The sequence below is a fragment of the Bacillus sp. FSL K6-0972 genome, from assembly GCF_037976035.1.
Classification (GTDB): Bacteria; Bacillota; Bacilli; order Bacillales; family Bacillaceae; genus Bacillus; species Bacillus haynesii.
This window is the reverse complement of the sequence record NZ_CP150260.1, coordinates 3,886,752-3,912,765: the sequence shown is the minus strand read 5'-3', so window position 1 is coordinate 3,912,765 and position 26,014 is coordinate 3,886,752. Positions and strand designations below refer to the sequence as shown.

Here is a 26,014-nt window from a genome sequence, read left to right as displayed (position 1 = left end):
AGAGATAACGATGACAAATCCTTTTGAAAATGAACACGGCACATATGTTGTGTTAATGAATGAGGAAGGCCAGTATTCACTCTGGCCCGCCTTCATTCATATTCCGGCAGGATGGGAGATTGTCTGCGGGAAAACGAGCCGCAGCGCCTGTATGGACTATATCAGCTCGAATTGGACCGATCTCTCGCCGAACAGCTTAAAACAGGCTGCAGAAGTACACGGCGGTCAGCAATGAATAGAAGGCCGTTCAATCAAAGGACGGTAGTCAGCATTGTATATGTAACGGCCATGTTTATGGCTGCAATGGATGCGAGTGTCATCAACATGGCATTGCCTGCCATCATGAACGAATTTCAAACATTACCGTCTGCTGCAGGCACAGTTAACATCGGATACTTAGTCAGCTTGGCGGTCTGTCTTCCCGCAGCCGGCTGGCTTGGGGACCGCTTTGGGACAAAGCGTGTTTTCCTAGCCGCACTTTCGATATTTACGGCTGCATCCGCATTATGCGGAATCGCTGACAATCTGGCGGCATTAAACGTATTTCGCGTGATCCAGGGAGCCGGCGGGGGGTTGATTACACCGGTGGGAATGGCGATCTTGTTCAGGACGTTTCCTCCGCATGAACGGGCCAAAATCTCGAGAGTTCTCGTTCTTCCGATTGCTGTCGCGCCTGCGGTTGGGCCGATCATCAGCGGGTTTCTGACAGATCAGCTGTCATGGCGCTGGATTTTTTACATTAATATTCCGATCGGGATGATCATTCTGCTGTTTGGCCTGTTGTATCTTCATGAACATTTAGAGCCGGAAGCGGGCAGATTTGATTGGCTTGGATTCCTTTTGGCGGCGCCGGGAATGGCCTTGGCAGTTTTTGCACTCAGCCAGGGGCCTGTGCGCGGCTTCAGCTCTCCGGATGTGCTTGCTTCAGGAGCCGGGGGAATGATTCTCCTCGTCATTCTCGTTTTTGTCGAGCTGAAGGCTGAGCATCCGTTGATTGAGCTGCGCTTATTGAAGGACCGGGTTTTTGGAATGATGAGCGTCATTTCGCTTTTGACAGCAGGCGGACTGCTTGGCATGCTCTATATATTTCCGCTGTTGTGTCAGGAAGCACTCGGCTACTCTGCGACCGATACTGCCCTGATCACGTTTCCCGAAGCATTAGGCTTGATGCTGGCATCCCAGCTGATGCCGAGGTCGTTGGCAAAGCTCGGGCCGCGGCGGGTTATTTCCGTTGCGCTGTTAGGTCCTGCTGTGCTGTTTGGGCTGCTGAGCCTGACTGGATACGGGTCAAATCTCTGGCTTCTCAGGCTGCTGCTGTTTTTGGCGGGCTTCTTCCTGGGGCATGCGGTTGGTGCGGCGCAGGTTGTTTGTTTTGCCAACATTTCATCATCCTCAATGGGCCGGGCCACGACGCTGTTTAATGTACAAAACCGGCTCGGATCTGCTTTTGGAGTTGCCGTCATGTCGTGCGTCCTTGCCGTGCTCAGTCAGCCCGGCGCAGGCATAGAGCCTGATTTATCAGCCTACCGAACCGCTTTGCTCAGTGCAGCCGGCTTCCTCATAGCAGCATTTTTCATCGCACTCAAGCTCAAAGACACTGACACAGGCCGCCAAATGGACAGGCATGCTGCAGCATCCAAAGGTGTGGCAGCTTCCGGTAAGTAAAGCAAAAATCCTCCCGTTTCCGGGAGGATTTTTTTAACAGCATGAATTGTACGCTATAAAATCGGCGACAGCAGGATCGAAATGGCTTCTTTGAAGCGGATCGATTTGCTTCTGTTTAAATATTCCTCAAAGGTCAGCTCCCTTGACACTTGCAAATCTTTTTCAAATGATAGGACAAGGCTTCTCGCAATTTCCTCATCATATAAAAAAGCATTGACTTCAAAATTGAGCTTGAAGCTTCGCATATCAATATTTGCCGTGCCGACCGATGAAATTTCTTCATCTACAACGATCGTTTTCGCATGGATAAACCCGTTATCGTAAATAAATACGGAGGCGCCGGCTTTTAAAAGTTCGCCGATGTAAGAATAGGTTGCCCAGTACACAAACGGATGGTCGGGTTTGTTAGGAATCATGATCCTGACGTCAACGCCGGATAGACAAGCGATCCTGAGGGCATCGAGCAGGCTTGCGTCCGGAATAAAATAAGGCGTCTGTATAAGAATGGACCGCTTTGCCGTTGATATCATTTTAATATAGCCGTTTTTAATCTGCTCCCATTCTGAATCGGGGCCGCTGGTGACGATTTGCATGCCGATGTTTCCGTGGGAATCGATGTCAGGAAAGTGGTTTGGCATATATGTAATGTCGTGATGGTGCGAGGCCTGATTCCAATCCAGGATAAAACGCGTTTGAATCGAATGGACCGCCGTTCCTTTGATTCTCAGGTGCGTGTCCCGCCAATAGCCAAAGGCCGGATTCAGACCGAGGTATTCGTCCCCGACATTAAATCCTCCGACATAGCCGATGACGCCGTCGATAATGACGAGTTTGCGGTGGTTGCGGTAATTCATGCGCAAATTGATAAACTTAAAGCGCGACGGGAAAAAGACTTCGACAAATCCTCCCGCCTTTTTCAGCTCTTTGAAAAAGCTTTTCCTGAGGCTTCTTGAGCCCAATTCATCATACAAAACGCGGACTTCAACGCCTTCTTTAGCTTTTTTGATCAACGCGTCCCGCAGCTTTTTGCCAATCTCATCGCCTTTATAAATATAATATTGAAGATGAATATGGTCTTTGGCGTTTTCAATGTCGCGAAGCAGTCTGTCGAATTTCTGGCGTCCGTCCGTTAACAGCTCGACCGCATTGTCTTCCGTAAAAACGGCGTGGTTATTCAGAATGTGCATATAAATCAAGTCTTTGCTGTCCGCCGTCGCTTTATTGCGAAATTCAAACTCGCGGTTTTTCAGCTTGGTCAGCTGCTGTTCCAATATTTTTTCCATCCCGATCCTCTTTCGGTCTTCCCATTGAAAAAGGTGATTCCTGCTCAAATTGTGGCCGAAGAGCAAATAAAGGATAAAACCGAGAACTGGAATAAAGAAGAGTACCAAGAGCCAGGCCCAGGAGGAGCTTGCATCCCGGCGTTCCCTAAAGATCACAACGATTGCCAATAGCGTGTTTAAAACTAATATAAAGCCGAGAAATATCGATGTGATGCTGATATTTTTAATAATATCCATATTGAACCTCACAAGACGGATTTGTTTTTATACATTCCATTTATAACAGTTACTCCCCTTTCAAGCAACTATCTCATGTTATACGGGGCGGCAGCCGGAAAGTTTCTAAGAAAAAGGGAGGAAGGCAAAAAACTGTAAAACATGTTGGATCTAAGTTACGATATACATATAAAAAGCGTGATTTAATTAGCGGAACAACGCCTCTTTAACCAAAACGGGAGGGATTGATAATGGATAGGGAACGTTTCCATCAAATGCCGGCCTTTATGAAAGAAGAAATGGATAACCTCAAGCGCGTGGCGGCGCCGTTCTTAAAGAAAAGGCTGATTTTTCTTTTTATCGCGATTCCGCTGCTTCTTGCTTCATTGGTTTATCTTTCCTCTTTTTGGGGCCAGGCTTCTTATGGAACCGATTCAATGATAAAAATCGGCTGCGCTGCCGCAGGTGCAGCTTTCGGTATGGCGCTGTTCAGAGAGTCGTCTTACCAAAAAAGAAATGTTCAGCAATCGGTGATGAAATATATATTGGAACGGATGCAAACAAGCGAAGTGCTTTCCGATGAACGGAAAAGCCGCTACGTTCGGGCGGTCAAAGAAGAGCCGTTTACTGTGATGAGAAGCTTTTTGGAATTTTTAAATGAAGAAGAGATCAGAAGGCGCAGGCTGGCTGAATGATTATGGAAAAAAGAGCTGCATGACAGCTCTTTTTTTTCGTGCCATGATGATCAGGCTTCATTCAATTCTTTTCCTAATATTTTTAAATCGTACCGAATTCCGTCCATCTCGGCGATTCCGGGAAAGTGTCCCCACTCGGTAAAGCCGTATCTTTTGAAAAGCTTCATGCTCGGTTCATTGTGGGCGAAAATAAACGCCATTAAAGAACGGATTCCAAGCTTTGGAGCAGCTTCAAGCGCTTTTTCAAGCACCGCTGAACCTGCTCCTTTGCCGCGGTGGTCTTCATGAAGATAAATGCTGACTTCGGCAGTTTTGGCGTAGGCGGGCCTTCCGTAAAATGATTCGAAGCTGATCCAGCCGACGATATCCCGTTTTTCATTTTCCACAATATAAAGAGGCCTTGCCTCGGTATGGTTCAAAAACCAGTTCAGCCTTTCTTCAGGTGTGACGGGTTCTGTATCTGCCGTAACAATTCGTGACGCAATGGTGGAGTTGTAAATATCGACTACTGCGGGAAGGTCTTCCCGATTGGCGATCCGTAGTTTCATTCTCTCTATCCTTTCTTCATATGTTATATCTTCGGCGTTTTTTCGGTTATCATGCATAGCGGTCAATTTTCAGGTTTTAGGGCGGTTTTCACATAAAAACGAAGCAGCCGGTGCAGACTAATTTGAAAAAAAGTTTTTTGTAAATGTATATATTTTCTGAAAAGTGTTCAGAATGTTGCTGAGGTGATGAGTAATGAAAGAGGAAGAAAAGAATCGTACTTCCAAAATCACAAAGCTGCAACAGTTTTTTCGTAAACGCTGGGTATTTCCGGCCATCTATTTGACAAGTGCCGTCGTTGTATTAACCGCCGTTCTTTGGTATCAATCGGCTTCTAACAACGATGTAAAAGATCAGCTTGCTGACGATGGTAAGAAATCAGCCTATGATAACCGGGATGACGCGGTAGAAGTAGGCAAACCAGTCGAAAATGTCGCAATGCCGGTTGCTGATTCTGAAAATGTTTCTGTCGTTAAAAAGTTCTTTGAAACTGACGCAACTAAAGAAGAGAAAGAAGCAGCACTTGTAAACTATAATAACACGTACAGCATGAGCAAAGGTATCGACTTGGCTGAGAAAGACGGAAAAACATTCGATGTTTCCGCATCTCTCAGCGGTACGGTCATCAAAGCTGCAAAAGACCCTGTACTGGGCTACGTTGTTGAAGTTGAACATGAAAATGGTTTATCAACTGTGTATCAGTCTCTTTCTGAAGTAAGCGTCAAACAAGGTGACAAGATTGAACAAAATCAAGTCATCGGAAAAGCAGGCAAAAACCTTTACAATGAAGAAGGCGGAAACCATGTGCATTTTGAAATCCGCAAAGACGGTGTTGCGCTAAACCCGCTGAACTTCATGGACAAGCCGGTCTCCAGCATTGAAAAAGCAGTGGAGGAACAAGCGGCTGAAATGAAAGAACCTGCTCAGCCTTCTGTTGAAGAAAAGTCAAAAACAGAAGACAAAGCGAAAGATCAAACAGATGGAAAAGATGACAAAACCAAACGGGAAGATTCGTCTGAAGGGTCAGAAAATCAAGACGGAACCCAGACTGACGATTCAAGCCAGTCATAAGGCACGCTTCCCTCAGGGCGCCTATCAAATACGATAGGCGCCTTTTTTGTTACAATCATAAAAAACCCGTATCAAATCGGCGGAGCCAGCCGTTTATTAAGTAAGAGGCCTCTTTTAAGGAGTGTGAATGCATTCATGAATGAGCTAGAACAGCAAGCGCTGATGAAGTATTGCATGAGAATGACAGGCGATAAATGGGATGCTGAGGATTTAGTTCAGGATACAATCCTGAAGTTAATGGAAATCAATCGAACAGACGCCTCACATGCTTATCAAAAGACGGTGGCAAAGCATAAATGGATTGACCTGCTCAGAAAAAGAAAGCGCGAAATCTTTCTGTCTGAAGACAATCTGGAAGACGGGCGGGCAGAGCGCATGAAGGCGGCCGATGACTTCGAGCACCTGCTGAAACAGCTTTCCGGTATTTTAACACCGAAGCAATTAACGATTTTTCTGCTCAAAGATGTGTTTTCCTTTCAGCTGCACGAAATCGCCGAGTCGCTCGGTAAGCCCGAATCATCCGTCAAATCGCTTTTATTCAGATCGCGTCAGCGATTAAAAAGGCTTTCACCGGATGATCTGCAAAGGGAAGCAGCGGACGGGGATGACGAACACATTGACCTGCTTGTTCGGGCGATATTGTATCACAACCCCGATGCTCTGCTCGAATTTGCCAAACAGACATGGCTTTTCGGCGCTTCACAGCCGTCCTGCATCAGCATGATGAGGTGTGCTGCCTAGGAGGAAAAAGGCTATGAACACCATTCCTTACGTCATTGAGAAAACGGCTGCCGGTGAAAGATCGTACGATATTTTTTCCAGACTTTTAAAAGACCGGATCATTATGATCGGCTCTGAATTCAACGATGACCTCGCCAATCGGGTCACCGCCCAATTGCTGTTTTTGTCAGCGGAGGACAATGAAAAAGACATTTCGATCTATATCAACAGCCCAGGCGGATCAACTTCCGCGGGATATGCGATTTTGGATACGATGGATTATGTGAAGCCGGATGTCCGCACGATCTGCGTCGGAATGGCAGCTTCTATGGGAGCGATTCTCCTCGCCGGCGGAGCAAAAGGCAAACGGTATGCGCTCAAAAACAGCGAAATCATGATCCATCAGCCGCTCGGCGGCGTCAAAGGACAGGCGACAGACATGGAGATTTCAGCGAAGCGGATCATCAAACTGAGGGAAAAAATCGAGCGCTTCTTTCACGAACGAACGGGCCAGCCCATTGAAAAACTAAAAGCCGACATGGAACGCGATTACTTTATGGATGCGGACGAAGCGAAGGCATACGGTGTTATTGATGCTGTTTTGTAAACTATATTGAACCACAGACTTAGAAACAATAATATATTTGGATTGTTCATATTATTAGTTGTAAGGGGGTTTATTGAATTGTATATTAACAAATATCGTTCATATTTTTCTCCTTAATAATTTGAATGAACTTCCTTAGTTATGGTTTTGTGTAGACGTTCATTATTAAACAATAGAGAGATTTCATGATCATTATTGGATTAATCCAACTTTAAAAACAATTAAGTTTCATGATTGATTAAGTCTTAGAAGATTAGTATTTGAATACGGATTAGCCAAAGCTAGAAAGCTGAAAAGTAAAAGAGATGCATAGTAAAAAGTCAAAGCTTTTACTATGCATCCTCCATTTTTAGGTTTAATCAAAAATGCAGATTTTTGAGCGGTCCAATGATTAAACTTCATTTTAAATAAAATTGAATTTAATTTAATGTTGTACTGTTATATAGTGTTTTAGCTCTCCTACTAAAGTGCGGGTTCCCCAAGTCGTTGCTACGTGCACGTCATATTTGCCTGCTGGAATATTTCTCGTTGAAAAGCTTACTCTAAAGCTGCGTATATTACCACGATCGCTAGCTATAGATTTGACTGTTTCGCCTTTTTTGTTTACAAGAAAAACTGTAACACCGTTATTTAGCTTAGAATATTTCTTGGGCATAGTACCTGTCACAACAATTGAAGTAGCACGTTTTGAATATGTATTAGCATCTGTCTGAAAGTTAATAGCTCCTTTTGAAGTCATTGCAAAAGCTTCTGAACTTCCGGCGAAAAATACAAACACTAAGAGAGTAGTTGTAAACAAAGTCATTACAATTTTTTTCAATTTTAGACTTCCTTTCTTTATTTAATTAGAAACTATTTCCTATATTAATAGATGTTTTTAGAAAAATCAACAGTATAAGGGGAAATTATACATTAACAATAGACTTATATTTGCTAGGGTTATATTATTTTATATGAGGAAACTGTTGCTTTTGGATGGAGAAAAATAAAATTTCATATGCTTAAAAAGCTCCCGGCTTAACTCCAGCCGGGAGCTTCGATCTTTTTATAAAGCGTCAGGACCTTCCTCGCCTGTGCGGATGTTGATGGTGTTTTTAATTTCGTATATGAAGATCTTGCCGTCTCCGGGTTCCCCTGTTTTCAGGACGTTTTGCGCCGTCTCGGCCACCTTTTCGACAGGCACTTTGCTGACGACGATTTCGACTTTTAACCTTTCATATACATTGCTTTCGCGTTTGACTCCGCGGTAAAGCTCAGTATGCCCTTTTTGCAGGCCGCATCCGTGTACATTGTAAAACGTAATGGACGTTACGCCGATTTTGGCCAGCTCCGTTTTCAGCTTTTCAAAGTTTGTAGGACGAGTTACAATTTCCACTTTATACATTTGACCGCTCATACCATCACTCCTGACAAATTAATCTTGATACGCTTTTTCGCCGTGCAGCGTCAGATCGAGGCCCAATGATTCTTCATCCTCTGAGGCACGGAGTTTAAAAAAGATACTGACTATCTTAATAATAGCGTATGTGACGATTGCGACAAACAAATATGTTGCAGCAATCGCAATCAGCTGTTTCCAAAGGAGACTGATGTCTCCGTAAAAAAGCCCGTTAGCACCGTCTGCGTTGACTGATGTCGTCGCGAACAAGCCTGTCGCGATTCCGCCCCATGTTCCGCCGAGCCCGTGAAGTCCGAAAGCATCAAGCGCATCATCGTACCCGAATTTTTTCTTGAGCGAAAACACGCCCCAGAAACAGATGATTCCTCCGATGAGCCCGATCCATACAGATGAGAAAGGCGTAACAAAGCCTGCGCCCGGTGTAATCGCGACGAGTCCCGCAATCGCTCCCGAGACGGCGCCGAGCATCGTCGGCTTTTTATTGATCAGCCATTCTGCCAAAATCCAGCCGATCAGCCCTGCAGCCGCAGCCGTATTCGTGTTGATAAAAGCGGTCATGGCGACTTCATCGATCGTCAGCGCGCTTCCGACGTTGAACCCGAACCATCCGAACCAGATCAAAGTCGATCCGAGCAAGGTCAGAAGGAGGTTATGAGGGGCGGTGTCGCTCATATTTCTTCGCTTGCCGAGAACAATCGCAACGACAAGGCCGGCTACCCCGGAAGAAATGTGAACGACGTTTCCGCCGGCAAAATCAATCGCTCCCAGCTCATCAAGCCAGCCTCCGCCCCATACCCAGTGGGCGACCGGCGAATAAACGAAAACCGCCCAGAGCACCGAGAAAAGAATAAAGGCCGGAAAGCGCATGCGCTCCGCAAAGCTTCCGGAAATAATCGCAGTCGTCAGTACGGCAAATGTCAATTGGAACATCATATAAAGCGTATGCGGGATCGTCTCCGAATAATCGGCATTGGGTTCAAAGCCGACACCGTGCAGTCCGATCCAATCCAAACCCCCGATCAATGGGTTTCCGGGAGCGAAAGCGAGAGAATAACCGAACAAAATCCATATGATAGAAACGATGGCAATTGAAGATAAACTGTGCATAACGGTGCTGAGCACATTTTTGCTCCTTACAAGGCCTCCGTAAAATAAAGCGATGCCCGGCGTCATCAGCCACACGAGCAAAGCGCAAAAGAACATAAATACTGTATCCCCCATCTGCATGTTTCATTCCTCCGTAGTCATTTAGATTGAGAGCAGATCTCTGTTTCTTTCATTATAGTGACAAAAGGGAGATATCATGATGAACATGTCAGATTTCCTTACATGGTTTTTGGGGAGAAAAGCGGACAGGGAGAGGCTGAAATATCCGACAGAAGGGGGATTAAGCGGTTTTTTCAACCTCAACTGCAACGATTCGATGTCCGTCCATTTCTTTTACTTTAAAACGGTACCCTTCACTTTCGATCGTCGTTCCGGGCTTGCTCTCAATATTCTGCGTCAGCATCCAGCCGCCGATTGTATCAATCTCCTCATCTGATAAATGAATCCCGAGCAGGTCGTTTACATCGCTGACCAGTACTTTCCCGTTGAGGAGGTAATGGTCATCCTCGAGTTTCTGAACAGCTGATACTTCTTCAGTATCGAATTCATCGCGAATGTCGCCGACGATTTCCTCGACGATATCCTCAACCGTCACAAGGCCGGATGTTCCGCCATACTCATCTACGAGAATCGCCATATGTGTATGCTCTTTTTGCATTTTGACGAACAGCTGGTAGACGGGAATCGTTTCAATCACATGGATAACCGGATGGATATATGGCTTTAACGGTTTTGTTTCTAAAGAAAATCCGCCTGCAAGCTCCGCCAGCAGCAGTTCTTTTATATTGATCATTCCCGTGATGTGATCCTTGTCTTCCTCCATGACGGGGAAGCGGGTGTGCTTCGTTTCTTTGATGAGCTGCTTCACTTTTTTTACACTGTCGTCAAGAGATAAGACGGTCATTTCATTGCGGGGCACCATAATTTCTTTTGCCGTGCGTTCGTCGAATTTAAAAATATTGTTTACATATCTCAATTCATTTTGGTTAATCTCCCCGCTTTGATAGCTTTCAGATAAAAGCGTTCGCAGCTCTTCTTCCGAATATGCCAATTCGTGTTCACCGGTCGGTTTCAGGCCGAACAGACTTGTGATCATGCGGGCTGAATGATTGAGCAGCCATATAAAAGGAAACATGATTCTATAAAACCAGATCATCGGCTGTGCAAAAAGCAGAGTAACGGCTTCCGCTTTTTGAATGGCGATCGTTTTTGGCGCCAGCTCTCCGATCACAACATTGAGATAAGTGACCGATAAAAAAGCGGCCAAAAATGAAAGAATATGTGTCATCGACTCGTTCAAGCCGATTTTGGAAAAAAGGGGATGCAGTAAGGTCTGCATCGTCGGTTCACCAAGCCAGCCCAAGCCCAATGCCGTCACGGTGATTCCAAGCTGGCAGGCTGACAAGTATTCGTCAAGGTGTGAGGTCACTTCTTTTGCGGCAAGCGCGCCCTTTTTTTTCTGAATGATCAATTGGTCGATCTTTGTCCGCCTTACTTTTACGATGGCGAATTCGACCGCGACGAAAAAACCCGTTAATGCGATTAATCCTGCCACTGCAATCAGCTTCAATAACTCCAATGCCCCGCCTTCTCAAAAAAGAAGGCGCCACCTCCTTTTCTATGAAAAACTCATACTGGCTTCATACCACGTGCCGCAGTGCGGCAAACATCATGTTTATTTACGCGGAGGGCGGGCAAAGAAATATAAAACGAATGGGACGGAAGAGGAGGAGACGAAATATGAGAGTTTTTCAGGGAGAGGGCTGGACATGGTATCAGCTTGGCCCTCACGAAAAAGCGACAGCACAAGGGCTGATCCAGCCCGATCATTGGCCGGAATGCCGAAACTGGTTTCAAGGCGTTCCTTCGGCAAACATCAATTGCATTGATATCAATGCTGCCGTTCAAGGCAAGGAAGCAATCTACGGTTCATATATTTACGACCAGGAAGCGGAAGTTCAACAAAACCGGACTGCATTTCATTTTTACTTAACGAAAAACTATTTTTTTACAATGAATTTAGATATCTCGCAATTTGAGGAGGCAAACAGGAGGCCGATCGATCAACACTTGAAGCGTTGTAAAGACGCCCCTGAAGTGTTCCTGGTTCTGCTGGGCGAACTGATGAGAATGTATTTGAAGGAACTGGAGCACTTTGAAGTTCACCTTGGAAAAGTAAGATGGGGGTTTCACCATGACAACAATAAAAGCATCATTGAACTGATTCATAAGCGGCGTCACGAACTGCTCGTCATAAGAAGTTTAATTTTATCGATGAAAAAGGTAGCAATGGGCCTTAAAGAAACTTTTTTAACCAAATCGTTCGATGAAATTGAACAGCGCAGGACGTTTTACGAAATCGACAGAGGCATGTCATTGATCAAAGAGTATGCGAATGAAATCAATTATTTGCTTCATTCCGAGGAAGTCGTGACATCCCACAGAGGCAATGAAATCTTTAAAGCGCTGACAATTTTTACGACGATCTTTACGCCGATGACGGCTTTCGGCGCCCTGTGGGGAATGAACTTCGAAGTCATGCCTGAACTCTCATTAAAGTACGGCTATTTATTTTCGCTGATTTTAATTGCCGTTTCTACCATCCTTGTGTATTGGTATTTGAGAAAGAAAGGCTGGACCGGCGATTTATTGAAGGATAAAAAACGATATATGAAAAGGAAAGGGCTCTTTTAAATAGGTTTAAGCCCGGAGTATATCGGAAAAGCACATAATAACCCCATCATAAAGGAGGAATTCCGAATGAAACTAAAGGACATCATGACAACCAATGCCGAATGCTGCGAGCCTTCTGCTCCGATTGCGGAAATTGCCGGTAAGATGCGTGATTACAATGTAGGTTCAATTCCGATCTGCGAGAACGGAAAATTGACGGGGATCGTTTCAGACCGGGATATTGTCACAAGATGTGTAGCCGAAAATGAAACAGATGCAGCTGCTCGGGATATCATGAGCACCCGGATGGTGACCGGACGCCCGGATATGTCGGCTGAAGAGGCCGGCGATCTGATGGCGGAACACCAAATTCGAAGGCTGCCGATAGTTGAAGATGGCCGTCTCGTCGGAATCGTTGCTTTGGGGGATCTCTCCGTCTCACATGCAGATGAGAAAGCGGGAGAAGCATTAAGCGAAATTTCAAAAACAGCTTAAACAGGTGGAAGGAAGAGCGTTTTCAGCTCTTCCTTTTTTTATGGTGCAATATCAAAGCTCCGACTAAGTTTTATTAGTGATTAATCAATAACTCAACTTTAGGTTAAGTTTTCATTAAGAATGTCAATGTTTCTTTTAATCCCTCTTGATAAGGTGTCGCGGGAATTTTTCCTATTCTCTTTTCATATTTTTCCCCGTTTAGAATGAATGCTTCTTCAGTTAAGTACATGATTTCTACTACTTCTTTCATTACTGGATCAAATAATCCGCTTATACGAATGGCATGTTTATTTAATGGCATGACTAATTTATTATTGCCGGTAATTTGGCGTGCGATTTTTATGATTTCTTTACCTGAAATCAGTCCGGCACCGGGGATGTTCCAGTTTTCACCATAAGAATCGTCTTTACTTGCGATTTCCACAATCATTTTTGCGGCATCAGGTAAATATACGTACTCCCGGGGAGTTTTTAGATTGCCGATAAAAACAGCTATTTTATTTGCTGCCATGCCGGTTAATGTAGGTTGTAAATAAGAATTTTGCGAAGTTTTTCCATAATAGTCCGGCAGTCTGACGATTAATGGTTTGGCATTTTTCCATTTCTTATCGAATATTAAGTTTTCAAAATCTACTCTTATCCTTCCTTTTTTTGTATGGGGCAGTTTCGGATGATTCTCATCTCCTTTGGCAACTTGTCGACCGTAAACATATATTCCATCGACAATCACGATTTTCTTGCCTAAAATATTTGCAGCCTTCATTACACTTTCACCGAGAAGCAGGAGTTTATCTGCCATTTCATGATATTGAACATTGGCGCATTGAAATATCACATCTGCATCTTTTGCTGCCTCACTGATGGTCTTTTCATCAAAGACATCACCAAGCTGATAAGTTAATAGCGGTGTAGAATGATGCTCATTTATAAGATTTTTTAGTTTATTTTCAGAACGGCCGAAAGCGATAACCTGAATATTTCTTGACAGCAATTCTGAAACAATGGCTTGACCAGTTCCACCTGTTGCGCCTAAAACAATTGCTTTTTCCATTGAAAATTCCTCCTTGGATTTGTTATTAATCAATCAATAACTAATGCTCAAATAAAAAACCGAAACGAATCGGTTATTTTATTATGTTTGGCCGTGCATGATCTCCGGCAAATCTAAGAAATAGGAAATGTTGCAAAGTATCCCTCTCGCCAAGAAAGTCGTTACTTCCCTCTCTGCATTCGGTACATTTGCTTCCTGGAACCTTTCCAGCGTATAGCTTCTAATACGAGATAAGCCCGTTTTTGAACAATTTTTTATCGATTCCTCAGTAACTGATAGTCCGATGACCTGTAAGGCCATTTCATTAGGGTGTGATACAGACAACTCTTCATATGCTTTGACCATGTTTGCTACGATTTGTTCGGGGCTGGATTCGACATTTTGAAACGTTTGGAGTATCCTTTCAAAGGCCCGATCTAGTGCGGCAACGAACAACTCTTCCTTCGTCTTGAAAAACCTAAATATATAGGGCTGAGAAATACCGGCTTTTTCAGCAATGAGTGCTGTCGTGGTATTATAATATCCCTTTTCTGCAAACACCTCTAATCCAGCTTCAAGTATTTGCTCCTTTCGGTTTTCCTTACTCTGTCTCATGATATGCCGCCTCCTTTCATTTTGTTATTGATTGATTACTTACTGAGATCGTAACAAATTTCTTTTTAAGATTCAAGCACGTCATTTTAAAAAATGTATGATATGGCGCAGCAGTTTTCCAATCAATCAGAATAGATACGCGGATTCCATCACCGGTCCCGCTGCAGAGGCCAAAATAAGACGTGCTGCCGCTTGGCGTAATGGAGAAGCGGAGCGGTATCAGGCAATATGAGCCCGCTTGCTCCGGTCACCGTGTTTTGTCGGATTTCGGCTTCGGCCCGTTGCAGCGCCCATGGAGAATGATGAATGTCTTCATAGTAGACCCGGTTGTTGTGCGTGGTGTACAGGCGGTATCTTTCAGTCAGCCAGTATTCAATGGACCCTTTTTGGGCGGTGAAGGAATCTGACAGCGGGCGGTAGCTGGCGCGGAAGACCGCTTTTGAATCATCCCTTCTGCTGGAAAATTCAATATGGTTTTCTTCTTTTACAAAATTTATCCCGGCGTGAAAATAAGGCAAGTGGAACATTGTGCGCGCGCCGGCGACGGCTAAGCGCGAAGCGGCGTCAAGACTGAAAAAATAAATACCCGGTACGCCTTTATATGATACATATGTCCGGACATTCAGCTCGGGAAATCTGCTGATGAAAGGAAAGGGCGGCAAAAAACGGGGACGCATATTTGTCAGCAGAAAAGGCAAGATGCCGATCCACGCTTTTCCGTTGAATGTCTCCAATTCCAAGGCCGCCGGGACTTGTCCGCGAATGGTTTCAGGATCAACAGCCCAATGGGCAAATAATACATGATTCCATGTTTGAGTCATCATCCACGGTCCTTCAGGCGGCGGAAAAGGGCGGTGTGAAGTATTTTTTATCATAGAACAGCACTCCTTTGATTCAAATTTTGACACGCTTACAAACACATCCCGAGCCTGGTGTACGGTTTTATGATTTCCCTTTTCGGTTAAATCAAAAACGAGGATACAAAAAACGGAGGAGTGATCTGATTTGTTCAAGCATACGAAAGTGCTGCAGTACCCTGCTAAACCTGAAAGACCCGACCCTGTCTTCGCAAAGAAAATGCAGGAGATACTCGGCGGTCAGTACGGAGAAATATCTGTGGCGATGCAATACCTTTTTCAAGGGTGGAATACGCGGGGAAATGAAAAGTATAAAGATTTGCTGATGGATACGGCGGCAGAGGAAATCGGACACGTCGAAATGATTGCGACGATGATCGCACGGCTGCTTGAGGATGCTCCGGTTTACGAGCAGGAAAAAGCAGCAGATGATCCTGTCATCGGCGCAATTATGGGCGGAATGAACCCTCATCATGCAATCGTTTCAGGACTGGGAGCCATGCCTGAAAACAGCACCGGTGTTCCGTGGAATGCAGGCTATATCGTAGCGAGCGGCAACCTTTTGGCCGATCTGCGTGCAAATGTCAACGCTGAATCGCAAGGCAGACTGCAAGTCGCACGGCTGTACGAAATGACGGATGACAAAGGTGTACAAGATATGCTCGGCTTTCTTTTGGCAAGAGATACGATGCACCAAAACCAGTGGATCGCCGCGATCAAAGAATTGGAAGAAAAAGAAGGCGTCATCGTGCCCGGTACGGTTCCGGCGGAATATGAAAAAGAAGAAGTTTCGCACACTTTATACAATTTTTCGGATGGAGAAGAAAGCGCACAGTTTGATTGGCTGAAAGGGAAGGCGCCGGACGGGGCGGAATTTCATTATGAAAGCGGTCCTGTCGCATATGGAGAAAAACCGGTCTTAAAGCCCGCTCCAAAACGAAGCCACAATACACCTGACTATGGAGAATAAAAAGAGCCGAAACGGCTCTTCAGCGTGTCGACAACCCCTCGCATTCGTTGTCAGGCCTGCGCGTCGGTGCTCACGAATTCCAACATTCGCTCCGCTCCGATGCTCGGCCTTCCTAGACTGCAAGGGCTTTCAATCACGCTGAAAGGATGACAAAAACCCAAAACAAAAAGCCGTTTTGGGTTTTTGTCAACAATCTGTAGAGCCGAAACGGCTCTTTTTTTATTTTTTAAAATGACAAAACACTCCGTAAATATTAAAATAAGTGACAGATTTGCAGATTTTTTTATTGTCAGGTAAGCTTACTATAAAAACAACAGTAAGGAGTTATATCATGAGTAAAGTACTTATTTTTGGCCACAAAAATCCGGATACGGATACGATTTGTTCAGCGATTGCATATGCCGAATTAAAAAAGGAGCTCGGCATGGACGCAGAACCAGTCCGCCTCGGCGAAATCAACGGCGAAACTGAATACGCGCTTGAGAAATTCAATGCAGAAGTACCCCGCCTTGTGAACACTGTCGCGAATGAAACAGACAGCGTGATTCTGGTTGACCATAATGAGCGCCAGCAGAGCGTCGATGACCTGGATCAGGTTCGCGTGCTTGAAGTCATCGACCACCACCGGATCGCCAATTTTGAAACGAGCGACCCTCTGTATTACCGCGCAGAGCCTGTAGGCTGCACGGCAACGATCTTAAACAAACTCTATAAAGAAAACGGCGTCGAAATTAAAAAAGATATCGCAGGACTGATGCTGTCGGCGATCATCTCAGATTCCCTCTTATTCAAATCTCCGACTTGCACGGATGAAGATGTCAAAGCTGCAAAAGAATTGGCTGAGATTGCCGGCGTTGATGCTGACAGCTATGGACTCGACATGCTGAAAGCCGGAGCTGATTTGAGCGCAAAAACGATTCCTCAGCTTCTTTCTCTTGACGCAAAAGAGTTTGCGATGGGAAGCCATAAAGTGGAGATCGCGCAGGTTAACACTGTCGATACAAACGACGTTCTCTCCCGCAAAGAGGAAGTTGACGCAGAACTTGCAAAAGTGGTGTCTGAAAAAGGATTAGATTTATTTGTGTTTGTCGTAACTGACATTTTAACAAACGACTCGGTTGTCGTCGCTTCAGGACAAGCTGCACAAGCAGTGGAAAAAGCGTTCAATGTCACATTGGCAGACAACACAGCGACACTGAAAGGCGTTGTATCCCGCAAAAAACAAATTGTTCCGCCGTTAACCGAAGCCCTAAAAGGTTAAGGGAATAAAACACCCGAATCATGAGATTCGGGTGTTTTTTTATACCGTTCTGGATACCGCTTTCCGCAATTTCCGCAAGATTGATTCGTAGAGTGAAATGATCCGTTCAAAAAGCGGCTGCACATACGTTGAGAATCTAAACATAACAAGTGATACGAATAAAGCGACCAAAATGCTGCCTAAAACGTCAACAGGGTAGTGGTGTCCGACCCAAATACGGGAAAAGCCCGTCAATAACCCGAAAGCAATCAGGCAGCTTCCAATTTTTCGATGATAAAGCCAAAAAGCGATCGAAATGGCTAACGCCCCGGTTGTATGATCGCTGGGAAATGAGGCGTCGGCAGCATGGTGAATCAATACGTCCACATGGTGAGCGACAAATGGCCTCGGCTCATAGTAAACCAATGACAGCAAATAGTTTGCCGCCAATCCGAGAATACCCGTCACACCGGCCTGAAGAACGCTTATTTTATAAGAACGGTTTCCGAATATCCAGATCAAAAGCAAAATGAGCGCATACATGTAAATTGCTTTTTCTGTAATCAAAATCATGGCGCTGTCCAGGATGTGGTTGTGGTTTGATAATTGATGAATACGTGTAAAAAGCCAATAGTTCAAAAAATCACCTTTTTAATAGAGTAGTAGTTTTTGGTCAGACAGTTAGGAGACGTATTTGATTTTGTAAAAGTTTCATTGAATAACAGATCGGACTGTATCAGCCTGCATGAAAAAAGCCGGGCATTCCCGGCCCGGCGAGGTTGAACAGCTTATTCGGCCATTGATATATCCCGCTTCTCCTTTGCGAGTGCAGGTTTTTGGCTCCACGTGTACAGAAACAAGTTGATGAGCACGAAAACGGCTGAGAATAAATAAATGTTTGAAAAACCGGTTTGTGCCACAACCAATCCGAAAACATAGGATCCGACTGCGATCCCGGTATCAAACAGCGTAAAATAAGTCGCTGTGGCATAGCCGCTCCGGTGAGGCGGCGAAGCCTGAATCGCCAAGGTCTGAAGGCACGGCGTGATAGATCCGTAGCCGATGCCGATGACAGCTCCGGATAGCAAAAGCATCCCGCTGCTGTTTGTAAAGGCAAGCAGGAAAAGCCCGGCGCAAAAAATGATAATGGACGGATAAATGACGACTCCCGGGCCGACTTTATCATACAGTTTTCCCGTAAACGGCCGCGTGATCATCATTGTCACCGCGAACACCATAAAGAAATAGCTGCTTGCTTCAATAAGGCCGAGAGATTTGGCATAAACGGAAATGAAGGAAATCACGCTTGAATAACAAAACGACACGAACAATCCAACCGTTGCAATCCGAATCGCGCCCTTTTCAAACATGTTGGAAAAAGACAGCCTGAACACAGCTGAACGGATGTCGCTTCCTTTAGGAATCCGGACCAGTGCCGTGCAGAGGATGGCCACAGTGACGATTCCTGAAAATAAAATAAACAGATCGGAAAAACTCATTTTATCCAGCAGATTCAAGGCGATAAACGGACCGATGACAACCGCCAAATTCATCGACATGGCAAAATAGCCCAAACCTTCCCCGCGGCGGGCCGGCGGAATTAAATCGGCTGCAATTGCACTCGTCACCGTGGTGATGATGCTGAACCAAATGCCTTGGAAAAAGCGAATGCCAAGAAGCAGGTAGATATCATGAATGAAGATATAAAGAAATGATGCCAAAGTAAACAGCACGACGCTGATGAGTGCCATTCTTTTTTTGCCAAAACGCTCAATAACCGCTCCCGAAAACGGCCTTGCAAAAATCGCGGACAGCATGAAGCCGCTGATCAAAAGGCCGCCCTCTGACTCGGAGCCGCCGAGCTCCTGCATCGCATAGACCGGAAGTACGGTCAACAGTGCGTAAAAATAGACGAATATAAACAAATTAATCAAAACGACCATGATAAAATCCCTGGTCCAAATGGGCTCAGCTTGCTTCATAGGCTACAACTCCTCCTGATGTCCTTCTAATAATTGATTTAACAGCCTTTGGAATATTTTTTTATCCCGTTCTTCAAATACGGAAAGCATTTCCTCTTCAAATTCTTTCATTTTTAATTGAATGTCATCATATTTAATTTTGGCTTCTTCTGTCATCTTGACGACTTTTTCCCGTTTGTCATCGCCCTGTATCCGTTCGACCCAGCCGTTTTTTTCAAGGCGGCTGACGGTTCTCGTCACAGTCGGCGCCTCGACGTGCAAGTAAGTCCATATGTCTTTTTGCGTCATCGGTCCGTAGGTGTGAAGACAGTATAGGATCGACCACTGTGAACCGTAAAGGCCGTACGCTTCGAGCTGTTCATTCGTTTTTTTCGCAACCATCCGCGTGCTTTGATTGAGCTGGTGAATAATCTTTCGATTGATATGTTCCATTCCCGGACTCCTTCAAAATAGTTACCTAGGTAAATAATAAACTTTATTCATTTTACCGGAAGTCAAGATTAGTGTAAAGTTAAAATTTTTGAAGCCCGAAATAAAATTATCAGAGAAACCCCTTGTCCTCCTTGAGTTTTTAGCATAATCCCATTTGAATGCTAATACACTGATACAAACCTAACAAAGAGAGTGTTTGAGGTGAGGGATCGTGGGAGTATTTCAAAATTCTACTTGGAAAAGCATAAAACGAAGAAGCTGCGCAAATAGCGAATTTTTTCACAAGACGGATCTCATTTCACACTTCTCACATCCATTTTAGGGAGGTCGAGTGGTGTGCACGATTACATCAAAGAGCGAACAATCAAGATAGGGAAGTACATCGTGGAGACGAAAAAAACGGTTCGTGTGATAGCGAAGGAGTTTGGTGTTTCCAAAAGTACCGTTCACAAGGATTTGACAGAAAGGCTGCCTGAAATTAATCCTGACCTGGCCAATGAAGTAAAAGAAATTCTTGATTATCATAAATCAATCAGACATTTGCGGGGCGGAGAAGCGACAAAACTAAAATACAAGAAAGAGGAAATCTTTGAAAGAGAACCCGTGCAATAAGGTATAATGGCTCAGAAACGAACAGCGTTTATCAGAATTTCCCGGTATCCTCCGTAAAAAGCCACAAAAATTTTATGAAGAACTTTAATAAGCTCTCTTTTTTTTCTAATATTTATGATAAAATATATAATTAGGGCAGAATGTGGACATTGCTGTGAAACAGATTTCGAGGAGGATATAGATAGATGTTTGCAAGGGATATTGGTATTGACCTTGGTACAGCGAATGTGCTGATCCATGTCAAAGGAAAAGGTATTGTCTTAAATGAACCATCAGTCGTTGCTCTTGACAAAAACAATGGGAAAGTGCTCGCTGTCGGTGAAGAAGCAAGGAGAATGGTAGGACGTACACCTGGGAATATTGTTGCGATACGTCCATTAAAAGACGGCGTCATTGCCGATTTTGAAGTAACAGAAGCCATGCTGAAGCATTTCATTAACAAGCTGAATGTAAAAGGTCTTTTCTCAAAGCCGCGCATGCTGATTTGCTGCCCTACAAATATTACTTCTGTAGAGCAGAAGGCTATTAGAGAAGCTGCCGAAAAAAGCGGCGGAAAGCATGTGTATTTGGAGGAAGAACCTAAGGTAGCCGCAATCGGAGCGGGAATGGATATTTTCCAGCCAAGCGGAAACATGGTAGTTGATATCGGCGGTGGAACGACAGATATCGCAGTCATCTCAATGGGCGATATTGTCACCGCCTCTTCTATTAAAATGGCTGGGGACAAGTTTGATCTTGAAATCTTAAACTACATCAAACGCGAGTACAAGCTGCTCATAGGCGAACGGACAGCCGAAGACATTAAGATTAAAGTCGCAACTGTTTTCCCAGACGCACGTCACGAGGAAATTTCCATCCGCGGCCGCGACATGGTTACAGGATTGCCGAGAACCATTACGGTAACGAGCAAAGAGGTGGAAGAAGCGCTGCGCGAATCTGTATCTGTCATTGTGCAGGCTGCCAAGCAGGTGCTCGAAAGAACGCCGCCTGAGCTGTCAGCAGACATTATCGACAGAGGCGTTATCATTACAGGAGGCGGCGCATTGTTAAACGGTCTTGACCAGCTTCTTGCCGAAGAACTGAAAGTGCCGGTTCTCGTTGCTGAAAATCCGATGGATTGTGTGGCAGTCGGTACGGGTGTCATGCTTGATAACATGGACAAGCTTCCTAAGCGCAAACTGAGCTGATCAGAAGCCTCATTCTTTTTTTAGAATGAGGTTTTTTTATGTGAAATGCTTTAAAGGAGCTGAACGGCTGCCGATAAAAAGAGTAATATGTTTGAATACCATTATAGAACAAATGTTCTATATTAGCAAATATAAATTGCAAGCCTTTTGCAAAAGAGTTTTTTTCGATAGGAAACTCTGGAGCATGACACATATTTGAGGTGAAATGATGTTAAAAGGACTTTATACAGCAACTTCAGCAATGATCACCCAGCAGCGCCGCACAGAGATGCTGACGAATAATATCGCGAATGCAAATACGCCGGGATATAAAGAAGACCAAGGGTCAATCCGTTCTTTCCCGGAAATGCTTTTGAGCCGGATTGAATCCGATTCTTTCAAGGCCGGCGGCGCTTCGCGTTCGTTTTCAACACAGACACCAATCGGTTCTATCAATACAGGGGTTTATATGCAGGAACTGAAGCCCCAATTCTCGCAAGGCGATCTGCAAAGCACGAATGAGCCGACAGATATCGCAATTAGCGAAACTGAAGTTCCGGTTAACGGGGAAACAAACGATAAAGCAGCACTTTTCTACGCGGTCCGGCTTGAAAATGGGGATGTACGCTATTCAAGAAGCAGCCGTTTTTCTTTAAACGAAAATAATGAATTGACAATAAACGGCCGACTCGTCCTTTCAACGGAAAACCGGCCGATTACGGTGGGAAGCGAGAATTTTCAAGTCGCTGAGGACGGAACGGTGACTGAAAACGGCCAAAACCTGGGAAGGATCGATGTCAGAATCGCGCTCGATACGAGAAATTTAGCAAGAGAAGGCGATGATCTGTACCGTACTGAAAACGGTGAGGCGCTGCCAAGCGCAGTCGGCAATCCTGAAGTCACTTATTCTGTCAAGCAGGGGATGACCGAACGGTCGAATGTCGACGTGACGAGAGCCTATACGGAAATGACCGCTGCCTACCGCTCGTTTGAAGCCAACCAAAAAGTTCTTCAGGCTTATGATAAAAGCATGGAAAAGGCGGCCAATGAGATTGGAAGGATCGGATAAATGACCGATCGCGATCAGCGTAAATGGAGGATGTGGAAAAACGATGCTTAGATCCATGATCACCGCTTCAAACACAATGTTTGAACTGCAAAAACAAATTGATAATATCAGCCATAATCTTGCAAACACCGATACAACGGGATATAAGGCGAAAAACACGAGCTTTTCGGAGCTGATCAGGCAGCAGATTGAACAAGTAAACGAGAAAAATAATGAAGTAGCGGCAAGCAGAAAGACGCCGCCCGGACTTCGCCTCGGCGTCGGAGCCGTCATGACCGACCGGCTGACGCATAAACAGGGAAGCCTTAAGGAGACGGGCCGCGATCTTGATATTGCACTGACTTCTCCTTATCAGTACTTCCAGGTCAATGTCGACGGGGAAGTGCAATATACAAGAGACGGGGCATTTTACTTAACGCCTGCGGCGGGGAACGCCAACCAGATGCAGCTGGTGACGAAAGAAGGGCATGCCGTGCTTGATGAAAACGGAAATGCCATCCGCTTCAATCAGCGCTATAAACACATCAAAGTCGACGATTCGGGAAGTGTCACCGTTTCGTCAGACAATCAGGGAGAAGCGCCATTGCGTTTTAACCTGGGGATCGTCCGGGCTGTCAAACCTCAGGCTCTTACGGAGGAAGGAAGCAATCTTTTTTCTGTCAGCGATGAATTGAGAGCAACAGCTCTTATCAATCTGAACGGAGCCGGACGGCAGGACATTTCTTTAAAACAGGGGTTCCTTGAAGCATCAAATGTCGATGTATCGAAGGAAATGACCGATCTGATCTCTTCGCAGCGTTCTTATCAAATGAATTCCCGCGCCATCACGATGGGCGATCAAATGATGGGGCTGATCAATTCAGTACGTTAGCACAGCAAAACAGGAGCCGGCCAAACGACGTTTGGTTCAGGCTCTTTTTTATTTTCATTTTCAGCGTTATAAACCGGTTGTGTCTCATCTTTTGTTGAAAAAGATTCCGTTTCATAATATACTTCCAGATGTACAGAATAAGGCACTGACATATCATTCTATACATATTTTTCGAAAAAGGAGATGTCAAGGCAATGCTTGATGCTCAGCAAATTAAAGAAATCATTCCCCACCGCTATCCCTTTCTGCTGGTAGACCGTGTGACAGAAGTAGAGGAAGGAAAACGGGCCGCGGGTTATAAAAATGTGACAGTAAATGAAGAGTTCTTTAACGGACACTTTCCGGATTATCCGGTGATGCCTGGCGTTTTAATTGTTGAAGCGCTTGCGCAAGTGGGTGCTGTGGCGCTTTTGATGAAGGAAGAAAACCGAGGAAGGCTCGCGTTTTTTGCGGGAATTGACAGCTGCCGCTTCAAAAAGCAGGTAAAACCGGGCGATCAGCTTCATCTTGAGCTTGAAGTGCTTCGTTTCCGCGGTTCCATTGGCAAAGGAAAAGGAGTCGCAAAAGTAGACGGAGAAGTCGTGTGTGAAGCCGAATTGATGTTCTCTCTTGGTGAAAAGCAGGAATAATGTAAACAGAATGGGTTTTCGTAAAAGCCCATTTGTTTTTTTATCATGAAAGCGAAAAGGTGATCATTCATGTGGAAAGAATTTAAAAGCTTTGCGATTCGGGGAAATGTAATCGATCTTGCAATTGGTGTCATCATAGGAGGCGCTTTTGGTAAAATCGTAACTTCGCTTGTCAATGATTTGATGATGCCGCTCCTCGGCCTTCTGCTTGGAGGCCTGGATTTTTCCGCGCTGTCGTTCACATTTGTTGATGCTGAAATTAAATATGGGTTATTCATTCAGTCGATCGTCAATTTCTTTATTATTTCGTTTTCCATTTTTCTATTTATCCGTTATATCTCGAAGCTGAAGAAGAAGGATGCCGAAGAAGAAAAAGCTGCTCCTGATCCGCAGGAAGAATTGCTTAAGGAAATACGGGATCTGTTAAAAGAGCAGACGAGACATTCTTAGAACTATAAATGAAAAGGCTGTCCGGCGAAGACAGCCTTTTCTATATATTTTGCTTAAATGCTTCAAGAAGCCGGTCTCCGGAATATCCTTCTTTCATTAAATCTTCCAAAATCTTGTCGGAGCCTTTCCTCAGCTTTGAGCTGACCATTTTGCCGTCCAATAAGACGGAAACATGCTCGCCAAGCACCGTGATCTTTTTGACCTTCGCTAACAGCTGTGCGGGGCGGTTGCTTTTTTTCGTGATCGTTACATATGCTTTCACTTCTTTGCCTTCCTGAAGGAGGTATTCGAAAAAATACCGGTATTCTTTCGAAACCAGCCCTTCAACCATCCAGTGGTTTTCTCCGTCTTCTTTATTAATGATAAGGCCGTCGATCAGCGGGAACTCCTCAAGCCGCTTTGAAGTTTCATCCTGGCGGACAATTTTTAAATCAATAAGCCTAAAGGTTTTCACTAGTATCACCTCACAAGCTTCCATAGTTGTATAACCATTATAGCACATTCGCTTGGGAGAACTCTTGACCCTGGTTTGCTTCTGCAATAGGAGCATATTCATATTTTAAATTTTGCAAAAAGTATTTTATAATGCTTTATTTTTATTTATACTTTAGGTGATATTGAGCAGGAGGTGACTTATGAACCATTTTTACTTAAAGGAAGTATTTGTGATCGCAAGCAATCCAGCTGCTGACTGCCGTCAATATATGCCTATGATTTGCTTTTCAGCCGGTAACAAAAAGCACGAAATCAGCACGTATGCGAATGAAGGCATCGTGTTTCGCTATGAAACAAAGGACAGAATGGAAATATACGAATTTCAAGTAACGCTTAAACAGAAAGAGTTGTCATTCCGTCTGTATGCTTGGGACGGGGGCTCATATGTCCGCGTATACTCAGAGCGGTGGCTGTCATCTCCTGTTTTTTTTCAGTTTCTGAAAAATACGTATTTCTCTAATAACAAAGAAATGATTTTTTTGATTAATGGCAGAAAAAAGCAAAAATTATGACATGAACTCGGGTTTTTTCCGGGTTATTTTTCTTTTATGAGGATTTTGCTTAAAAACCGATCTCTTATAAACTGGGGATACCCGAACAGGGAGGGAGGGACGAAATGTTTAATGAGATCATGCTGGTCGGGCGTTTGACAAAAGACCCCGAACTTCGGTATACATCTGACGGTGTCCCTGTTGCAAATGTGACGCTGGCTGTCAGCAGGCCTTTCAAAAATGCAGCAGGCGAAATTGAAGCGGATTTTGTCAATTGCACGCTGTGGCGCAAAACTGCCGTGAACACAGCCGAATATTGCGAAAAAGGCTCCATCATCGGGCTGAGCGGAAGAATCCAGACCCGCCAATACGTCAATTCAGAAGGCGAAGGCGTCTTTATTACAGAAGTTGTCGCCCGGTCAGTCAGAATTTTGGGAGAAAGCCGAAAAGCGCATGAGCCGGCGGATGCTTAAACCGCAAGATTCCTTCTATAAACGCCTTTCTTAAAAAAAATCAATCAATATCCCCTTTTTTATCCCCCTTTATGGCCGGTTTTCAATGACCGGTTTTTTTTATTTTAGACAAAAAATAGACAAATTTAAATTGACGTCCAAAAATTCCGAATGTA

At 44.6% G+C, this 26,014-nt stretch carries 31 protein-coding genes; 18 read left to right on the top strand and 13 right to left on the bottom strand.

The genetic code is table 11. From position 1 onward, the window contains the following. The first annotated feature begins 10 nt into the window (after positions 1-10). Together MKX80_RS19975 and MKX80_RS19970 are read left to right on the top strand one after the other, a co-directional pair. Positions 11-235 (top strand): MbtH family protein, encoded by a 225-nt coding sequence (locus MKX80_RS19975; protein WP_154998286.1) that lies wholly within the window; start codon positions 11-13, stop codon positions 233-235. Next, the gene (locus MKX80_RS19970) at positions 232-1,665 is read left to right on the top strand and encodes an MDR family MFS transporter (RefSeq protein ID WP_268342578.1); all 1,434 of its coding nucleotides are present in this window, start codon (positions 232-234) and stop codon (positions 1,663-1,665) included. Before MKX80_RS19975 ends, MKX80_RS19970 begins: the two co-directional genes overlap by 4 nt. 53 nt (positions 1,666-1,718) lie before the next feature. On the opposite strand, the gene cls is transcribed toward MKX80_RS19970, so the two are convergent. Then, the gene (cls, locus tag MKX80_RS19965; RefSeq protein ID WP_182071105.1) at positions 1,719-3,167 is read right to left on the bottom strand and encodes a cardiolipin synthase; all 1,449 of its coding nucleotides are present in this window, start codon (positions 3,165-3,167) and stop codon (positions 1,719-1,721) included. Positions 3,168-3,415: 248 nt separating this feature from the next. Between cls and MKX80_RS19960 the strand changes: the two genes are divergently transcribed. Then, positions 3,416-3,859: a YwnF family protein gene (locus MKX80_RS19960; RefSeq protein WP_268342579.1), complete on the top strand. Its 444-nt coding sequence runs from the start codon at positions 3,416-3,418 to the stop codon at positions 3,857-3,859. 50 nt (positions 3,860-3,909) lie between these two features. On the opposite strand, the gene MKX80_RS19955 is transcribed toward MKX80_RS19960, so the two are convergent. Beyond that, positions 3,910-4,407, bottom strand: coding sequence for a GNAT family N-acetyltransferase (locus MKX80_RS19955; protein ID WP_268298697.1), 498 nt, complete (start codon positions 4,405-4,407; stop codon positions 3,910-3,912). Between the two features lie 193 nt (positions 4,408-4,600). On the opposite strand from MKX80_RS19955, the gene MKX80_RS19950 reads away from it, so the two are divergent. The 3 genes from MKX80_RS19950 to MKX80_RS19940 all read left to right on the top strand — a co-directional run bounded on the left by MKX80_RS19950 (position 4,601) and on the right by MKX80_RS19940 (position 6,803). Continuing rightward, complete coding sequence (locus MKX80_RS19950; protein ID WP_154996076.1) at positions 4,601-5,476, top strand: M23 family metallopeptidase; 876 nt, start codon at positions 4,601-4,603, stop codon at positions 5,474-5,476. A gap of 135 nt (positions 5,477-5,611) precedes the next feature. Next, positions 5,612-6,217 carry a sigma-70 family RNA polymerase sigma factor gene (locus MKX80_RS19945; protein ID WP_268342580.1) on the top strand — a complete coding sequence of 202 codons (606 nt, stop codon included), beginning with the start codon at positions 5,612-5,614 and terminating at the stop codon, positions 6,215-6,217. Positions 6,218-6,230: 13 nt separating this feature from the next. Further along, positions 6,231-6,803 carry an ATP-dependent Clp protease proteolytic subunit gene (locus tag MKX80_RS19940; RefSeq protein WP_003185937.1) on the top strand — a complete coding sequence of 191 codons (573 nt, stop codon included), beginning with the start codon at positions 6,231-6,233 and terminating at the stop codon, positions 6,801-6,803. Positions 6,804-7,227: 424 nt separating this feature from the next. On the opposite strand, the gene MKX80_RS19935 is transcribed toward MKX80_RS19940, so the two are convergent. From MKX80_RS19935 to MKX80_RS19920, 4 genes are all read right to left on the bottom strand, one after another. Then, positions 7,228-7,623 (bottom strand): hypothetical protein, encoded by a 396-nt coding sequence (locus tag MKX80_RS19935; RefSeq protein ID WP_216929875.1) that lies wholly within the window; start codon positions 7,621-7,623, stop codon positions 7,228-7,230. A gap of 225 nt (positions 7,624-7,848) precedes the next feature. Further along, on the bottom strand, positions 7,849-8,199 hold the full coding sequence (locus MKX80_RS19930; RefSeq protein WP_003185936.1) for a P-II family nitrogen regulator: 351 nt from the start codon (positions 8,197-8,199) through the stop codon (positions 7,849-7,851). 18 nt (positions 8,200-8,217) lie between these two features. Beyond that, positions 8,218-9,429, bottom strand: a complete 1,212-nt coding sequence (locus MKX80_RS19925) for an ammonium transporter (protein WP_154996072.1) — start codon at positions 9,427-9,429, stop codon at positions 8,218-8,220. 160 nt (positions 9,430-9,589) lie between these two features. Beyond that, positions 9,590-10,888, bottom strand: a complete 1,299-nt coding sequence (locus MKX80_RS19920) for a hemolysin family protein (protein WP_268310519.1) — start codon at positions 10,886-10,888, stop codon at positions 9,590-9,592. Between the two features lie 161 nt (positions 10,889-11,049). Here MKX80_RS19920 and MKX80_RS19915 point away from each other — a divergent pair, with 161 nt between their 5' ends. Continuing rightward, positions 11,050-12,003: a magnesium transporter CorA family protein gene (locus tag MKX80_RS19915; RefSeq protein WP_268310518.1), complete on the top strand. Its 954-nt coding sequence runs from the start codon at positions 11,050-11,052 to the stop codon at positions 12,001-12,003. 66 nt (positions 12,004-12,069) lie between these two features. Further along, entirely contained in the window at positions 12,070-12,477 is a 408-nt protein-coding gene (locus tag MKX80_RS19910; protein WP_268310517.1) for a CBS domain-containing protein, read from the top strand. Between the two features lie 103 nt (positions 12,478-12,580). On the opposite strand, the gene MKX80_RS19905 is transcribed toward MKX80_RS19910, so the two are convergent. From MKX80_RS19905 to MKX80_RS19895, 3 genes are all read right to left on the bottom strand, one after another. Further along, on the bottom strand, positions 12,581-13,528 hold the full coding sequence (locus MKX80_RS19905; RefSeq protein ID WP_234112356.1) for an SDR family NAD(P)-dependent oxidoreductase: 948 nt from the start codon (positions 13,526-13,528) through the stop codon (positions 12,581-12,583). Positions 13,529-13,609: 81 nt separating this feature from the next. After that, positions 13,610-14,122, bottom strand: a complete 513-nt coding sequence (locus tag MKX80_RS19900; protein ID WP_268310516.1) for a TetR/AcrR family transcriptional regulator — start codon at positions 14,120-14,122, stop codon at positions 13,610-13,612. Between the two features lie 149 nt (positions 14,123-14,271). Continuing rightward, positions 14,272-14,997, bottom strand: coding sequence for a DUF2071 domain-containing protein (locus MKX80_RS19895; protein WP_154996061.1), 726 nt, complete (start codon positions 14,995-14,997; stop codon positions 14,272-14,274). Positions 14,998-15,127: 130 nt separating this feature from the next. On the opposite strand from MKX80_RS19895, the gene MKX80_RS19890 reads away from it, so the two are divergent. Both MKX80_RS19890 and MKX80_RS19885 read left to right on the top strand, forming a co-directional pair. Further along, on the top strand, positions 15,128-15,949 hold the full coding sequence (locus MKX80_RS19890; RefSeq protein WP_234112355.1) for a manganese catalase family protein: 822 nt from the start codon (positions 15,128-15,130) through the stop codon (positions 15,947-15,949). Between the two features lie 331 nt (positions 15,950-16,280). Next, positions 16,281-17,210 (top strand): manganese-dependent inorganic pyrophosphatase, encoded by a 930-nt coding sequence (locus tag MKX80_RS19885; RefSeq protein ID WP_268332747.1) that lies wholly within the window; start codon positions 16,281-16,283, stop codon positions 17,208-17,210. 39 nt (positions 17,211-17,249) lie between these two features. On the opposite strand, the gene MKX80_RS19880 is transcribed toward MKX80_RS19885, so the two are convergent. The 3 genes from MKX80_RS19880 to MKX80_RS19870 form a co-directional block, all read right to left on the bottom strand. Continuing rightward, on the bottom strand, positions 17,250-17,828 hold the full coding sequence (locus tag MKX80_RS19880; protein WP_154996055.1) for an undecaprenyl-diphosphatase: 579 nt from the start codon (positions 17,826-17,828) through the stop codon (positions 17,250-17,252). 149 nt (positions 17,829-17,977) lie between these two features. Beyond that, positions 17,978-19,171 carry an MFS transporter gene (locus tag MKX80_RS19875; RefSeq protein WP_268310515.1) on the bottom strand — a complete coding sequence of 398 codons (1,194 nt, stop codon included), beginning with the start codon at positions 19,169-19,171 and terminating at the stop codon, positions 17,978-17,980. 3 nt (positions 19,172-19,174) lie between these two features. Beyond that, a complete protein-coding gene (locus MKX80_RS19870; protein WP_076793628.1) occupies positions 19,175-19,603 on the bottom strand; it encodes a MarR family transcriptional regulator in 429 nt (142 codons plus the stop codon). Positions 19,604-19,939: 336 nt separating this feature from the next. On the opposite strand from MKX80_RS19870, the gene spoIIID reads away from it, so the two are divergent. The 6 genes from spoIIID (at position 19,940) to mscL (ending at position 24,400) form a co-directional block, all read left to right on the top strand. Beyond that, entirely contained in the window at positions 19,940-20,215 is a 276-nt protein-coding gene (spoIIID, locus tag MKX80_RS19865) for a sporulation transcriptional regulator SpoIIID (RefSeq protein WP_003185911.1), read from the top strand. Positions 20,216-20,400: 185 nt separating this feature from the next. Continuing rightward, entirely contained in the window at positions 20,401-21,402 is a 1,002-nt protein-coding gene (gene mbl / locus MKX80_RS19860; protein ID WP_003185909.1) for a cell shape-determining protein Mbl, read from the top strand. Positions 21,403-21,610: 208 nt separating this feature from the next. Further along, complete coding sequence (locus tag MKX80_RS19855; RefSeq protein WP_182071106.1) at positions 21,611-22,450, top strand: flagellar hook-basal body protein; 840 nt, start codon at positions 21,611-21,613, stop codon at positions 22,448-22,450. 43 nt (positions 22,451-22,493) lie between these two features. Next, a complete protein-coding gene (locus MKX80_RS19850) occupies positions 22,494-23,321 on the top strand; it encodes a flagellar hook-basal body protein (RefSeq protein WP_154994717.1) in 828 nt (275 codons plus the stop codon). 194 nt (positions 23,322-23,515) lie between these two features. After that, complete coding sequence (gene fabZ / locus MKX80_RS19845; RefSeq protein WP_003185902.1) at positions 23,516-23,950, top strand: 3-hydroxyacyl-ACP dehydratase FabZ; 435 nt, start codon at positions 23,516-23,518, stop codon at positions 23,948-23,950. Between the two features lie 69 nt (positions 23,951-24,019). Then, complete coding sequence (gene mscL, locus MKX80_RS19840; RefSeq protein ID WP_154994715.1) at positions 24,020-24,400, top strand: large conductance mechanosensitive channel protein MscL; 381 nt, start codon at positions 24,020-24,022, stop codon at positions 24,398-24,400. 40 nt (positions 24,401-24,440) lie between these two features. Here the strand turns inward: mscL and MKX80_RS19835 are convergent, their stop codons facing one another. Then, positions 24,441-24,854 carry a YwpF-like family protein gene (locus MKX80_RS19835; RefSeq protein WP_154994713.1) on the bottom strand — a complete coding sequence of 138 codons (414 nt, stop codon included), beginning with the start codon at positions 24,852-24,854 and terminating at the stop codon, positions 24,441-24,443. 181 nt (positions 24,855-25,035) lie between these two features. Between MKX80_RS19835 and MKX80_RS19830 the strand changes: the two genes are divergently transcribed. Together MKX80_RS19830 and ssb are read left to right on the top strand one after the other, a co-directional pair. Further along, on the top strand, positions 25,036-25,407 hold the full coding sequence (locus MKX80_RS19830; protein ID WP_154994711.1) for a hypothetical protein: 372 nt from the start codon (positions 25,036-25,038) through the stop codon (positions 25,405-25,407). A gap of 104 nt (positions 25,408-25,511) precedes the next feature. Then, on the top strand, positions 25,512-25,859 hold the full coding sequence (ssb, locus tag MKX80_RS19825) for a single-stranded DNA-binding protein (protein ID WP_339227460.1): 348 nt from the start codon (positions 25,512-25,514) through the stop codon (positions 25,857-25,859). Positions 25,860-26,014 lie beyond the last annotated feature (155 nt).